The 14482-nt window shown below is 38.0% G+C and carries 13 protein-coding genes; 10 read left to right on the top strand and 3 right to left on the bottom strand.

Translation table 11 applies throughout. The features are described from left to right. The first annotated feature begins 28 nt into the window (after positions 1–28). A complete protein-coding gene (locus HZA38_05650) occupies positions 29–1687 on the top strand; it encodes a zinc-ribbon domain containing protein (GenBank protein ID MBI5414965.1) in 1659 nt (552 codons plus the stop codon). A 47-nt stretch (positions 1688–1734) separates the two neighbouring features. Here the strand turns inward: HZA38_05650 and HZA38_05645 are convergent, their stop codons facing one another. Both HZA38_05645 and HZA38_05640 read right to left on the bottom strand, forming a co-directional pair. After that, positions 1735–2070 carry a type II toxin-antitoxin system RelE/ParE family toxin gene (locus HZA38_05645; protein MBI5414964.1) on the bottom strand — a complete coding sequence of 112 codons (336 nt, stop codon included), beginning with the start codon at positions 2068–2070 and terminating at the stop codon, positions 1735–1737. A gap of 7 nt (positions 2071–2077) precedes the next feature. After that, positions 2078–2308, bottom strand: coding sequence for a hypothetical protein (locus HZA38_05640; GenBank protein ID MBI5414963.1), 231 nt, complete (start codon positions 2306–2308; stop codon positions 2078–2080). Between the two features lie 103 nt (positions 2309–2411). Here HZA38_05640 and HZA38_05635 point away from each other — a divergent pair, with 103 nt between their 5' ends. The 6 genes from HZA38_05635 to HZA38_05610 all read left to right on the top strand — a co-directional run bounded on the left by HZA38_05635 (position 2412) and on the right by HZA38_05610 (position 9468). Beyond that, positions 2412–4091, top strand: a complete 1680-nt coding sequence (locus tag HZA38_05635; protein MBI5414962.1) for a hypothetical protein — start codon at positions 2412–2414, stop codon at positions 4089–4091. Between the two features lie 70 nt (positions 4092–4161). Next, positions 4162–4458, top strand: a complete 297-nt coding sequence (locus HZA38_05630; GenBank protein MBI5414961.1) for a nucleotidyltransferase family protein — start codon at positions 4162–4164, stop codon at positions 4456–4458. Further along, positions 4448–4789, top strand: coding sequence for a DUF86 domain-containing protein (locus tag HZA38_05625; GenBank protein ID MBI5414960.1), 342 nt, complete (start codon positions 4448–4450; stop codon positions 4787–4789). Before HZA38_05630 ends, HZA38_05625 begins: the two co-directional genes overlap by 11 nt. Positions 4790–4796: 7 nt before the next feature. Next, entirely contained in the window at positions 4797–6470 is a 1674-nt protein-coding gene (locus HZA38_05620; protein ID MBI5414959.1) for a zinc-ribbon domain containing protein, read from the top strand. A gap of 188 nt (positions 6471–6658) precedes the next feature. Next, positions 6659–7798, top strand: a complete 1140-nt coding sequence (locus HZA38_05615; protein ID MBI5414958.1) for an ATP-binding protein — start codon at positions 6659–6661, stop codon at positions 7796–7798. Further along, complete coding sequence (locus HZA38_05610; GenBank protein ID MBI5414957.1) at positions 7795–9468, top strand: hypothetical protein; 1674 nt, start codon at positions 7795–7797, stop codon at positions 9466–9468. The genes HZA38_05615 and HZA38_05610 overlap by 4 nt, the downstream gene beginning before the upstream one ends. Positions 9469–9548: 80 nt before the next feature. On the opposite strand, the gene HZA38_05605 is transcribed toward HZA38_05610, so the two are convergent. Beyond that, on the bottom strand, positions 9549–10169 hold the full coding sequence (locus tag HZA38_05605; GenBank protein MBI5414956.1) for an NAD(P)H-dependent oxidoreductase: 621 nt from the start codon (positions 10167–10169) through the stop codon (positions 9549–9551). Positions 10170–10316: 147 nt separating this feature from the next. On the opposite strand from HZA38_05605, the gene HZA38_05600 reads away from it, so the two are divergent. Genes HZA38_05600 through HZA38_05590 form a run of 3 tightly spaced genes read left to right on the top strand, consistent with a single transcriptional unit; the run spans position 10317 to position 14460 of the window. Beyond that, the gene (locus tag HZA38_05600; GenBank protein MBI5414955.1) at positions 10317–11246 is read left to right on the top strand and encodes an ATP-binding cassette domain-containing protein; all 930 of its coding nucleotides are present in this window, start codon (positions 10317–10319) and stop codon (positions 11244–11246) included. After that, positions 11243–13510, top strand: coding sequence for a Gldg family protein (locus tag HZA38_05595; protein MBI5414954.1), 2268 nt, complete (start codon positions 11243–11245; stop codon positions 13508–13510). Before HZA38_05600 ends, HZA38_05595 begins: the two co-directional genes overlap by 4 nt. Next, on the top strand, positions 13507–14460 hold the full coding sequence (locus tag HZA38_05590; protein MBI5414953.1) for a DUF4340 domain-containing protein: 954 nt from the start codon (positions 13507–13509) through the stop codon (positions 14458–14460). The genes HZA38_05595 and HZA38_05590 overlap by 4 nt, the downstream gene beginning before the upstream one ends. The last annotated feature ends 22 nt before the right edge of the window (positions 14461–14482 follow it).

Genomic DNA, 14482 nt, shown 5'->3' with positions numbered 1-14482 from the left:
CTCTACAGAAATTACATTTTTTTTCATCATGCACAAAACCTGTAAAAATTGTTCGGCAAAATTCGAAATCTTCCCGGAAGATCGGGAATTTTATAAAAAAATGGAAGTGCCAGAGCCGACACTTTGTCCAGATTGCCGGATGCAACGGCGAATGGCTGTTCGAAATGAACGAAATCTCTACAAGAGAATCTGTGATCTCACCGGAAAATCAATAATTTCGTGTTATTCTCCTGAAAAACCATTTACGGTATATCACCACAAAGAATGGATGAGCGACAAATGGGATCCTCTTTCATACGGACGAGACTTCGATTTTTCCCGGTCATTTTTCGAACAATATGCAGAGCTTCAAAAAGATATGCCGCGTATAAGTCTTCATGTGAATGACACCATGGAAAATTGTGATTATTGTAATTATGGGGGAACTTCAAAGGATTGCTATTTGACATTTTGCCCAGTTCAGTCAGAGAAATGCCTCTATTCTTGGACTCCTGGCATGTGTCTTGAAGACATAGATGGATATGCCAACATTTCCTGTCAACACGTATATGAATGCTCAACGGTGGAATATTCATATGAACTTTTTTATTCAAGCTTTTGCCAAAATTGCAGTAACTCCTATTTCCTTTTAGATTGTAAAGATTGTCAGTATTGTTTCGGATGCACGAATCTTCAGCACAAAAAATATTACTTTTTCAACGAGCCACTTTCGAAAGAAAATTTTGAGAAAAAAGTCGCAGAAATCACCTCCTCCTCTTCTCATTTGCAAAAATTCGCCCAAGAATTTTCTCAATTTTTCTTACGGTTCCCGCGAAAATGCGTGAGAAACACACAAGTAGAAAATTGCGAAGGCGATCTTCTCCGGCACTCAAAAAATTGCAAAGAATGTTTTGATACTTTTGATTTTCAAGATTGTCGCTATTGTTTTCTCGGAGGACTCAAAAGCCATCATATTTATGATTCTTTCGTCATTGGTATTGGGGCGGCAGAATGCTATGAACATGTAGGATCTCTTGGATGCAATCACTCCGCTTTCGCAATTTTTGCAAGAGGGCTCAGTGATTCGTACTACACTGATTCTTGTACAAATTCGCAAAATATTTTCGGGTGTATTGGGCTGAGATATAAAAAAAATTGTATTTTAAATAAGCAATACACAAAAGAAGAGTATGAGAAGATCCTTCCAGAGATTATCGATCACATGAAAACAACAGGAGAATGGGGAGAATTTTTCCCTGTCGAGATTTCTCTATTTGCTTACAACGAAACTATGGCACAGGAATTTTTTCCCATGACAAAAGAAGAGGCTCTGAAAAAAGGTTGGAAATGGCGAGATGAAGAACAAACTGAACTTCTTGGAACAACGAAAAAAATCTTTGCATCAAAACTCCCCGACAAAATTGAAGATGTTTCTGATGATATTTTAAATTGGAGTATAGAATGTGAGGAGTCTGGAAAACTTTTTAGAATTCAAAAAACAGAGTTGGAGTTTTATCGAAAGATGAAAATTCCTCTTCCCCATTTCCATCCTGATGTCCGCTATATCAAAAGATTACAGCGAAAAAATCCTCCGAAATTGTGGAATCGAAACTGCGCGAAATGTCAGAAGGAGATTCAAACAAGCTATAGTCCTGAGAGACCGGAAATTGTGTATTGTGAGGCTTGCTATTTAAAAGAAATCTATTGAATGCGCGAATCCATATTCGCAAGCCAAAGGCTTCGCTTTGTGGTCGATTAAATCTTCTCAACAATTTCCTGAATTGTCTGATGAAAATGATATTCGAGTTCGTTCTCCGTAATGGCTTCTGTTTCTGACTTGGCATACATACAAAGAGGAAGAAGGAGATCTTTTGCGACGTAAAAATATACATAGGCGCGAAATCCTCCTAATTTCCCTTTTTTCATATCAGAACTCGGAATGCGAATTTTATAGATCGATCTTCCAATTGAAATTGCGCGCTTTTCATCAAATAGCTCAATCACATTCAAAAGATCATCATTTACCTGAGGATATTTCTTCTTCAGTTTTCGGAGTTGTTTTTTAAAATATTCAGTAAAAAATATTTTCATAATTTCTTTAGACATCATGTAACTGATCTCTCGCAGAGGGAAGTTTGCTGACATCAAGGCGATCGAGAAGAGTGTTCAAAACCTGAACGGATTTGTCGAGAGAATTCGATTTCGTCAGGAAATAATACTTAATGAGAAAAGTAACAGTAGAAGTTCGGTTTCCGAGTCCTTCTTCTTCCTGAATAATATCGAGTTCCTGAGGGATTTTTGCTGGTACTTTGAGCGTGATGGAGGTCATGAGATGGAATATTTACATAATAAATACACCTTTATTATATAAATAATGCTCTAAAAAATCAATCTTATTGTGAAATGCAGAAAAAATACGATATTCTTTTCCCATGCACAAAACCTGTAAAAATTGCTCGGCAGAATTCGAAATCACAAACGAAGACTTAAAATTTTATGACAAAGTTTCGCCTGTGTTCAATGGGAAAAAATATGTGATTCCTCCACCAAAGCTTTGTCCAGTGTGTCGAATGCAAAGAAGATATACGCATCGCAACGATAGATCTCTGTATCGAAGCGTTTCTTCGCTGAGCAATGCTCCTATGATTACCATGTATGCTCCGCAATATGGATTTACGGTGTACGAACAGCATGAATGGTGGAGTGATGCATGGGAACCAAAAGAATATGGAAGGGATTTTGATTTTTCGCGACCTTTCTTTAAACAATTTCAAGAACTTCAGAAAAAACTTTCTCGGTTCAATGTATTTAATAGAGATACTGAAAATTGTGATTATGTGAATTATGCTCCTCATTCGAAGAATTGTTATTTACTTTTTGGATCGTGGTTCAATGAGGATTGCATGTATGGACAGATGCTGAGTGAGTGCAAGGATTCGATGGAGAATCTTTTTCTTTTCGATCACTCTGAACTTTGCTATGAAAATGTAGATTGCTCCGAAAATTATCGTGCGTTTTTTTGTCAAAATTCCAGTAAGGTAACAGAAAGTTGGTTCTGTTTTGATTGCAAGAATGTTGAACATTGTATCGGATGCTATAATCTCAGGAATAAAAAATATCATCTAGAAAATAAGCCAGTTTCAAAAGAGGATTACGAAAAAATTCAGAATGAATTTTCTTCTTTTCAGAAATTACAAGAATATAAAGAAAAGTTCCGAATACTCGTAAGGAACAAAGTTATTCATGAAAGCATAAGGGGATATAGCAATGAAAATGTTTCTGGAGATCTTATTTTTAATTGCAAAAATGCGAAGTTTTGTTTTTCCACTTATAGGTGTGAAGACATTGCTTATTCTTCACGGGCAATGGAAGTGAAAGATTCGTATGATTTTGAAGGAGGAGGGAAGGGGCAGCTTCTTTATGAGAACATGAGCAATGATTTTAGTTATTTTTCTATTAGTTGTACCACTGGAGAATATTTGCAAAACACTCATTATTCGGATCTCTGTTTTAATTGTAGTAACTGCTTTGGATGCATTGGACTGCGTCACGAGCAATATTGCATTCTGAACAAACAATATTCAAAAGAAGAATACGAAAAGCTCGTTTCCAGAATTATCGAGCATATGCAAAAATCAGGAGAATGGGGAGAGTTTTTTCCGATTCAAATGTCGCCATTTGCATACAACGAAACGATTGCTGAGGAATATTTTCCGATGACCAAAGAGGAAGTTCTAACAAAAGGATGGAAGTGGAAAGATCAAGAGAGATTCCATGCATTAGGAGTTATGAAGAAAATTCCTGCATCGAAACTTCCCGATTCGATCATCGATATTCCAGATGACATTCTCAACTGGGCAATTCAATGTGAAGAATCAGGAAAGCTTTTTAAAATTCAAAAAGCAGAGTTGGAATTTTACCGAAAAATGAATTTACCAATTCCACATTATCATCCAGACATTCGACATGCACATCGAATGGCACTCAGAAATCCGCGAAAGCTTTGGAATCGAAACTGTGCAAAATGTCAGAAGGAGATTCAAACGACGTATGATCCGGAGAGACCGGAAATTGTGTATTGTGAAGAGTGTTACCTCGCGGAGGTATACTGAATCTTAAATGAAATATTCTTGAGGAAAAACAAGAATTCTTTTAAGATAAAACCGTATTTTATCAGTTTCCATGGATACGAAATCAGAAATTGTTCAGGCACTTCAGAAGCATGAAGCTGAAATTCGTCAATTTGGGGTCCAAAAACTTGGTATTTTTGGATCATTCTCACGGGATACAGCGAACAAAGAGAGTGATATAGATTTTGTGGTTATTTTTGAACCGGGGAAAAAGAATTTCTCTCGATATATTGATCTTGTATTTTTTCTTGAAGATTTGTCTTCACGGAATGCTGATGTTCTCACTCCTGAATCCATGAGTCCATATCTAAAACCCCATATTCTTGAAGAGCTTGAATATGTCATTTGAACCGCTCGAATATGTTCGGCATATTCTTGATGAAATGAATTTCCTCATAAAGGAATCTACGAGTCTTCAAAAAGAGATTTTTCTCAAAGATTCGGTACTTCAGAGAGCGTTTATTCGAAGCCTCGAAATTATAGGGGAAGCCGCAAAAAAACTGCCGCTTGATTTCAGGGAAAAATATCCTCATATTCCCTGGAGAAATCTGTGCGGAGTAAGAGATAAGCTCATTCATGATTACTTTGGAGTTGATTATGAGATTGTGTGGGATATTGTGAAAAATAAGCTCCCAGAATTGAAGAGAGATTTTGAGCTTATGTTTTTGGAAAACAAATAAAACATCCATGCATAAAACCTGCAAAAACTGTTCGGCAGAATTTGAAATCTTCCCGGAAGATCAAGAGTTCTACAAAAAAATGGATGTTCCAGCGCCGACAATCTGTCCGGAGTGTCGAGAGCAGCGAAGGGCAGGCTGGAGAAATGAAAGGAACCTGTATTATCGAATGTGCAATGCGACACAGAAAAAAATTCTTTCTGCATACCATCCAAGCACAAAAATTACCGTCTATGATAATGATTATTGGTACTCTGATAAATGGGATGGGCTTATATTTGGGAAAAATTTTGATTTCTCCAGACTATTCCTTGATCAGTTTACAGAGCTTTTTCGAGAAGTCCCACAATTAGCCAGATCAGCAACAGGAAATCAAAATTGCGATTATGTAAATCAATGTGGATGGTGTAAAAACTGCTATCTTATCTTTGAAGCTGATGGAGATGAGGGCTGCATGTACAGCAGTCATATTTATGATTCTCGATTCTGTCTCGACTCCTCTTATATCACCAATTCAGAGCTGTGCTACGAATGTGTCGACTGCCAAAATTGTTACGATTCTCAATTTCTCGTCAACTGCCAGAATTGCAGTGAGTCATTTTTTCTCCAGAATTGTGTTGGATGTAAAAATTGTTTTGGATGTGTCAATCTGAGAAACAAGCAATATTATTTCTCCAATGAAACGTGTACGAAGGAGGAATATTTTCAAATACTTCAAGAAGTATTTGTGAATCAGCATCAACCCAGAAAGGAAGTAAAAAAATCTTTTTTTGAAGAATACATCGTGAGATTTCCCCAAAAGCATATTCATAGTATTCAGAATGAAGATTCTTCAGGGGATTATTTACAAAACACAAAAAATTGTCAGTATTCGTTCGATGTTCAAAATTCCCGCGACATAAAGTATGTGTATGATTCTCGAAATCTAAAAAATGTTTATGACATGCTCGTATTTGGAGCAGGAAAAGGAGCCGAATTTTGCTATGAAGTTCACGAAATTGGAGATGGTGTGCGAAATATTTTTTTCTCAGATCAAATTTGGTCTGGATGCCATGATATTTGGTATTCAAAACTCTGTATCCAAAATAGCCATAATCTTTTTGGATGTATCAGCCTCAAGCATAAATCCTATTGTATTCTCAATAAGCAATACTCCAAAGAGGAATACGACGCACTCATACCGAAAATAATGGAACATATGAAAAAAACTGGTGAGTTCGGTGAATTTTTTCCGATATCACTTTCTCCTTTCGCATATAATGAAACGATAGCAATGCAATACTATCCCCTCGAGAAAGCAGAAGTTCTTCAAAGACAATGGAAATGGAGAGAGGCAGAAGAACCGAATTTCTCCGGAATTACTAAAAAAATCCCAGCCGTGAAACTTCCACCCACGATTGAAAGAATCCCTGATGATATTTTGAATTGGGCAATTGGATGCGAAGAATCTGGGAAATTTTTTAAAATTCAAAAAGCGGAACTTGAATTTTATCGAAGGATGAATTTACCGATTCCTCATTTTCATCCAGATATTCGACACGCGCATCGCATGGCTCTGAGAAATCCTCGCAAACTCTGGGACAGAAATTGTATGAAATGCGAGAAATATATTCGGACAACGTATGCTCAGGAGAGACCGGAAATTGTGTATTGCGAATCTTGCTATCTTAAAGAAGTTTATTGAGTAAAACTGCTGTAAATTATTGGGAAATTCAAAAAACAAGATTCACCTCGAGCTTGTTGAGAGGTGAGGAGTGTTATCTGAAAGAAGTCTATTAAGGAAAATTCATGATAAATTCTATTGTATTTTCATGTAATTTTTGATAAAATTATGAACGTACTCATGTAATTTTAAAATTTATGAGAAACAGAATAGTTTTGAAGCAAATAGAACGCACGCTTCTTAGGCATCATCCAGAGAAGAACAGGGCAATTATCCTTTATGGACCACGTCAGGCGGGAAAAACTACGCTTGTAAAACACATTATCGAAAAATACCCAAAGAAGGCAAAATATATGAGTTGTGATTATGCAGATGTGAGGGATGTGTTTGCCTATGAAAACAGCCATAAACTCAAGGAAGTTGTGCGAAATCTTCAACTTCTTGTCCTCGATGAAGCTCAGCGCATTGAAAATATTGGTCTTGTTCTCAAAATACTGGTGGATGATTATCCGAATGTGCGCGTAATTGCGACTGGATCTTCTAGTTTTGACCTTTCCAATAAAATATCAGAACCGCTTACAGGACGAAAACATGAGTTTCTCCTTTTTCCATTTTCCTTTGAAGAGCTTTTTCAAAAAGAACTTCCGCATGAGCAAAAACGGCACCTCGATTTTCTTTTGAGGTTCGGAAGTTATCCGGAAATAGCAGAAAAAAATGAAACGGAAGCGGAAATATATCTCAAAGAACTTACGGGAAGTTATCTTTTTAAGGATGTTTTTACCTTTCAAGAACTCAAAAAACCAGAACTTCTCACAAAGCTTTTGAGGCTTATCGCGTTCCAAATCGGATCTGAAGTGTCATATCATGAACTCGCTCAAAAACTCGGAGTTGATCAAACAGTAATTCAGCGGTATTTATTTCTTCTCGAAGAAGCTTTTGTTATTTTTCGTCTTTCGGCGCTCAAACGGAATCTTCGGAATGAAGTCACAAAAAGCAGAAAAATTTATTTTTGGGATCTTGGCATTCGAAACAGCCTTATTCAAAATCATAATCGCCTCGAATTTCGTAATGACATCGGAGCGCTTTGGGAAAATTTTTGTATCGCAGAACGGATGAAATACCTGAATAATCATCAAAAAGGCGTGAACCACTATTTTTGGAGAACATACGCGCAAAAAGAGATTGATTATATTGAGGAAGCGGGAAATACGCTTTGTGCATATGAGTTTTCATGGAATCATAAAAAAAAGAGAAAACTCCCAAAAGCTTTTTCAGAAAGTTATAAAAATAGCACATTTGAAGTCATCCATCCCGAAAATTTTCAGAAATTTCTCTTGGGGAATTCATGAAAACCTGTAAAAATTGCTCGGCAGAATTTGGAATAACAGACGAAGATCTAAAATTCTATGATAAAATTTCGCCAATTTTTGGAGGGAAAAAATATGAAATTCCTCCTCCGACGTTGTGTCCGGATTGTCGAATGCAACGCCGAATGACGTTTCGAAATGAACGACACTTATACTACCGCACATGTGATCTCTCTGGGAAAAGTATTATTTCCTATCACCATACTAACAAAGGATTTCCCGTATATGACCATCATGAATGGTGGATGGACAAATGGGATGGCTTGGAATATGGAATGGATTTTGATTTTTCTCGAACATTTTTTGAACAATTTTTGGAATTACAAAGAATGGTTCCACGGATAAGTATGACGATAAGTCATTGCGAAAATTGTGATTACGCTCCCTATTCGGTGTACTCAAAAAATTGTTACATGTGTGTTTCATGTGTTGAATCAGAAGATATTTTTTTCTCGTACCAAACTCACTATTCTCGCGATTCAATAGATTGTAGTTTGGTTAATAATTGTGAGCTTTGTTATGAATGCATCCATTCTCAAAATTTGTTTCAATGTCAATTTTGTGGGGATTGTACGAATTCAAGATTTCTCTTTTTCTGCAAAGACTGTCGGGGATGTAGCAATTGTATTGGATGTAAAAATCTCGTAAATCAGAAGTATTGTATTTTTAATAAACAAGTATCCGAAGAAGAATTTTCGCAGACAAAATCCGAACTTGAAGGCTACCGAAATGGAAGGCTCATGTTTGAAAAAGCATATACATTTTTTTTAACACAACCAGAACGTTCTAGCCATCTTATCAATTGTGAAAGTTCTTTCGGAGATTACCTTGTTGGGTGTCAAAACTCTTTCGCGTGTTTTGATGCAAATGGACTTGAAGATTGCTCGTACGCATATCTTGTCCCTGGGCATTCCAAAGATTGCCAGGATATTAATTACACGACAAAAGCTGAATTGGTCTACAACAGCATGAGTCCGGTGAATAATTATCACACAAAATTTGCATTGCACTCTTGGGATATGCAATATTCTGCATATACAGATGAATGTTTCTATTCGGAATATCTCTTTGGCTGTATTGATCTCAAACGGAAGAAGTACTGTATTCTGAACAAACAATATTCAAAAGAAGAATACAAAAAACTCCTTCCAAAAATAATTGAATACATGCAAAAAACCGGAGAATGGGGAGAATTCTTTCCCGTCGAAATTTCACCATTTGCATATAACGAAACAATTGCTCAGGAGTACTTTCCAATGAGCAAAGAAGAAGTCTTAAAAAAAGGATGGAAATGGAAAGATGAAGAAAAATTTGATGATTCGGGAATTACCAAAAAAATCCCTGCTCAAAAATTACCAAATTCGATTACAGACATTCCAGACGATATTTTAAACTGGGCAATAATTTGTGAAGAATCGGGGAAGCTTTTTAAAATCCAGAAAGCAGAACTCGAATTTTATCGAAAGATGAATTTGCCGATTCCGCACTATCATCCGGATGTTCGACATGCGCACCGAATGGCGCTCAGAAACCCGCGCAAACTCTGGACAAGAAATTGCGCAAAATGTCAGAAAGAGATTCAGACGACATACGCGCCGGAGAGACCAGAGATTGTATATTGTGAGGAGTGTTATTTGAAAGAAGTGTATTGATTCATTTATCATGAAAGCGACACGGTCGTTCGAGACCCTGAAGGGTCCTCAGACCCGATGGGCGCCGTGTCGCTTTCCGATCACATTTTTGTAAACAAATCCTTCTCTGAAAATCTCACTTTTGGTCTTGCTGGTCCTTCTTTACGATACCCAATTGTCAGCAATGCTGTCGCGGTCATGTGAGAGGGAATTCCCAGTATTTCATTCACCTTCTCCGGTTCAAATCCTTCCATTGGGCAGGAATCTATTTTGAGTTCAGCGCACGCAGCCATCGCAAAGCCAAGAGCTATATATGCTTGCCGTTGTGCCCACGTCATTTGTTTTTCTTTTGGCATGTCCTTAAAAAATCCCTGTTGATACGCTTTATAATCTTTGAGTTTTTCCAGCACGGAAGCATCACCGCCGCTGGCAACTTCAAAATATTCATCGATGCGTTTTTCGCTGGTGTCATTTCGCGCTGCAAATACGAAGAGATGAGACGCATCGGTTATTTGTGTTTGATTCCACGCCGCTTCTCTCAGCTTTTTCCGCGTTTCCATATCGCTCACTACGTGTATATGATAGGGCTGAAGTCCAAAAGAAGATGGAGCGAAGCGAATTGCGTCAATAATTTTTTCAAGATCTCCATCCGAAACTTTTTTCTTGGGATCAAATATTTTTGTTGCAAATCGCCAGCTGAGCCCAGTAAGAAAAGAGTCCATAATTTGGATAATAAAATAATACAGGACAAATTATATCCGATTTTAGAAGAATTGCAAATTTTTCTTGAATCATTCCAAAAAAGTTGCTAGAGTATGCGCTGGTTTTTTTTACAGGCGATATTTCGTGGAAGTTTTCCTTTGACGATTATGATCAAAGTTTTGAATCTCACCAAAAAATATGGAGAGAATGTGGCGGTAGATTCGCTTTCATTCGCTGTTTCTTCTGGCGAAATTGTGGGCTTTCTCGGTCCAAATGGAGCTGGAAAAACAACAACGATGCGTATGATTTCTGGATATCTTTCTCCAGATGAGGGGAGTATTCATGTGAATAAAATTTCAGTGGCAGATGATCCTGTTGCGGCACAGCTTCATATTGGATATTTGCCCGAAAACAACCCGCTCTATAAAGATATGCTCGTTTCTGATTTTTTAAATCTTTCTTCAGATCTTAAAAAAATTCCGCAAAAAGAGAAGAAAAAATCGTTTGAATTTGTCGTTTCTGCTGTCGCCATTAGTGATGTGTTTTATCGTCCTATTGGAGAACTTTCAAAAGGATATAAACAAAGAGTTGGACTTGCTGCGGCACTTCTTCATAAACCAAAAGTCCTACTTCTCGATGAACCGACGGAAGGACTTGATCCAACTCAGAGAAATGAAATCCGGCAGCTTATTCGGGAACTCTCAAAAAATCATACGATCATGATGAGCACACACGTCATGCAGGAAGTCTCTGCCGTGTGCAGTCGAGTCCTCATTATCCACAAAGGGAAACTCGTGGCAGATGGAACACCTCAGGATCTCGGCAAGCAAATTCAAGGTGATACGCTCCTCGTTTTTGAAGTTGAAGGAGAGAATGTAGAGTCATCACTCAAGGCATTAGAAGGCGTAAAACATTTGGAGATTCAGAAAATTTCGCCGAAAAGAATTCGGGCTGAAATTTTGTCGAATCCAAGCGTTGAACTCCAGCCCGAACTTTCTCGCCTTTCTGAGGAGCATAAATGGATTATTTGGAAGCTGAATGAAGAAGGAAAGGGGCTCGAGGATATTTTCCATATTCTTACGAAAGAAAATCCATGAACATCTTTTTGAATGTCCTAACGATCGGCAAGAAAGAACTCAAGTCGTATTTCGATAGCGCTACTGCGTATATCGTTCTTGTTGTGTTTCTCCTCCTCTGGCAATTTCTCTTTTTCAAATCAATATTTCTTGTAGGAGAGGCATCTCTTCGCATTCTTTTTGATCTCCTTCCGTGGCTCTTTCTCTTTGTCATCCCAGCGCTCACAATGGGATCTGTCTCTCAGGAAAGGACTGAAGGAACACTCGAAGTTCTTCTTACACATCCTCTTAAGGAATGGGAATTTCTTCTCGGAAAATTTTTGGGAAGTTTTATTTTTGTAATCATTGCGCTTCTTTTTATTATTCCTATAGGTATTAGTCTCAGTCTCTATGGTGATTTGGACGGAGGAGTAATACTGGGTCAATTCTTGGCGAGCATATGCATGGCAATGGTGCTCATTAGTCTGGGAGTTTTTGTTTCTAGTTTATTTAAAAGTCAGATTACGGCGCTCCTTATCTCTGTCGTTGTGAGTTTCTTTTTTATTGTTTTCCAATTGGGATTTATTACTGGAAGTTTGCCAGTAGCAGTTGGATCTCTTCTCGAGAGGCTTTCCATCAGTTCTCATTTTACTTCTATGGCTCGAGGAGTAATCGATCTCAGAGATATTTGGTATTTTCTCTCAATGACGGCGGTCTTTTTGAGTCTCGCATATCTCCAGCTCATCAAAAGAAAATCAGGAAATAAAAAAGAAATATATCGCTCTTGGAAAATAGGAGTGGCGCTGTTCATCGGAATCGCAGTTCTCCTGAATGTCCTCGGTTCGCGCATTCCCGGACGCATTGATCTCACAGAGGAAAATTTATACACACTCTCTCCCGCCACGAAAAATCTCGTGGGAGGTCTTCAAGATGTGGTAAATGTTACTTTGTACGCTTCTGCCGAACTTCCCGCCCAGTTCAAACCGCTTCTTCGCGATACAGAAGATATTTTGCGTGATTATGAAACCCTCGCAAAGGGAAACATTGTATTCTCAGAAAAAGATCCCTCCGATAACGCTTCTCTGAAGTCAGAGGCAACATCACTCGGTGTACAAGAGGTACAATTTAACGTGGTAAGTGGAGAAGAATTTCAGGTAAAAAAAGGATATTTTGGCCTCACGGTAGCACATGGAGGCAAGACAGAGGCGATCCCTTTCATTGAAAATACCGGAGACTTGGAATATCTCCTCACGAGTTTTATTGCAAAGCTCACGACAACGGAAAAGAAAAAAGTTATATTCCTGTCTGGTCATGGAGAAAAGAGCATCACTCAGGGGTACTCGACTTTCGTAAACGAACTCAAGGGACAATTTGATGTACAAGATTTTTCATTTCCCGCATCTTCATCAGAAGGAAAAGTTACTCCAGTAAAGACATTGCCGGAAAATACTTCAGTACTCGTTATTGCCGGACCCACTCAGGAAATTCCATCTGATGAAAGAGAGGGAATTCGTTCTTATATAAAAAATGGCGGAGCTGCACTTTTTGTAGTCGATCCGGTGAGCGTTGATCTTAAAACATTTAGTGCAAGTGAAAATGCGAACAGTTTTGCTGATTTCCTCAGCGAATATGGTATTCAAGTTGCAAAAAACATTGTGTACGACCTCAAGTCAAATCAAAATGTCCAATTTGGAGGAGGATTTGTCACAATATTCCTCCCGTATCCATTTTGGATCAATGCGCTTCCTGCTGATACAATGTCGCCTATTATGGTGAAAATAAAACAAATGGTCTTCCCGTGGGCGAGTTCCCTCAGTATTGATACTGATGCGATGGCGAAGAAAAATCTTGTTGCTACGAAACTGGTTACGACAACGAATGGAGCAGGAGAACAGAATGGCTCATTTACGCTCGATCCACAACAACGATTTTCCAATTCAGATCTTTCCGAAAAACTTATTGCTGTGAGTGTTACGAATGCCGGAGAAAATGAGAAACAATCACGAATAATTGCAGTGACCGATTCAGACTTTCTCACAAATGATATGGTTCAGCGCACAGCGGAAAATTTTGCATTCGGAATGAATTCTGTTTCTTGGCTTGCACAAGAAGAATCCCTCGCAGGAATTCGTCTTAAAAGTCGTGCAATGAATCCTCTTACGTTTGAAAATGAAACCCAAAAAGCGCTGGTGAAATTCGGAAATATGGGGATTGCTATTCTTTTCCCACTGTTCTTTGGCGTGTATCGGCTCATGCGTCGTCGTTCTCTTCGAAAATTCTCATTCCATTCATATTTTAAAGTATGAAGAAACATACCAATCTCATTCTTGCCGCCATTTTTGCCGTGCTGCTCGTTCTCTCTACATATTCTCTCTGGGGCTTGTATGTGTTTCCCAAAACAGAAAACTCCGGAGTTTCTGAAATTACACTCGGAAATACATCTCTGAGTGATGTTGATACCATAGTGATCAGTGATACTTCCTCTGAAAAATCTTTTACAAAAAAAGATGGAGCGTGGAATGTGAATGAATTTCTTGCTTCAGAGTCAGAGCTCAAAAAAATCTTTGACAGTTTTTCCAGTAGAGAAGTGCAAGATCTTGCTTCAAAAAATCCAAACAATCATGAAAAATTTGGCGTTGCTGAAGGAAAAAGTATCGTCTTTGCCATGGAGAAGAAAGGAGAAGTCCTTTGGAAATTTCTCATCGGAAACCCAGGAAAAGAGCCTCAGACATTTTATATTCGAAAAGGAGGAAGTGATAATGTATATTTAGCAAAAGGAAATCTTCGAGAAATTCTTTCAAGAAATGTTGATGCATGGAGAGATAAAAAAATTGTTGAGATAGACCGAAATACCATTGCCAAAGTTATTCTCGAAAAAGGAAAAGACATTCTCACCATAGAAAAATCAGCAGATGGATCCACGTGGGCAGTTTCTGATGGCAATCAGCAGAAAGCTTTTGATGGAGAAAAAGTACAAAAGTTTTTTGATGCGCTCTCTCCGCTCGAAGCTTCAGGCTTTTTGAATGAAGACCAGAAAAAAGAATTCAATGAAGCAAAGGAAGGAAAAATAACACTTCAATTTCTTTCTCAGAATGAAGAAAAGAAGGTGGTGATTCGTCTCCTAGAAAAAGATGGATCATACTTTGGAAATGTGGAAGGAAGTGATACCTATTATTCTATTTATACCTACGCTCTTTTTGATGTTCTTTTGGATGCAGGGAAAATTTTTGCAATACCGAGTCCAGATTCGGAATAGAGAATCAACATTCCAAACATCA

It is taken from the genome of Candidatus Peregrinibacteria bacterium (genome assembly GCA_016220175.1).
Taxonomy (GTDB): Bacteria; Patescibacteriota; Gracilibacteria; order CAIRYL01; family CAIRYL01; genus JACRHZ01.
The sequence above is the reverse complement of the archived record's forward strand: the minus strand, read 5'-3'. Positions and strand labels throughout refer to the sequence as shown.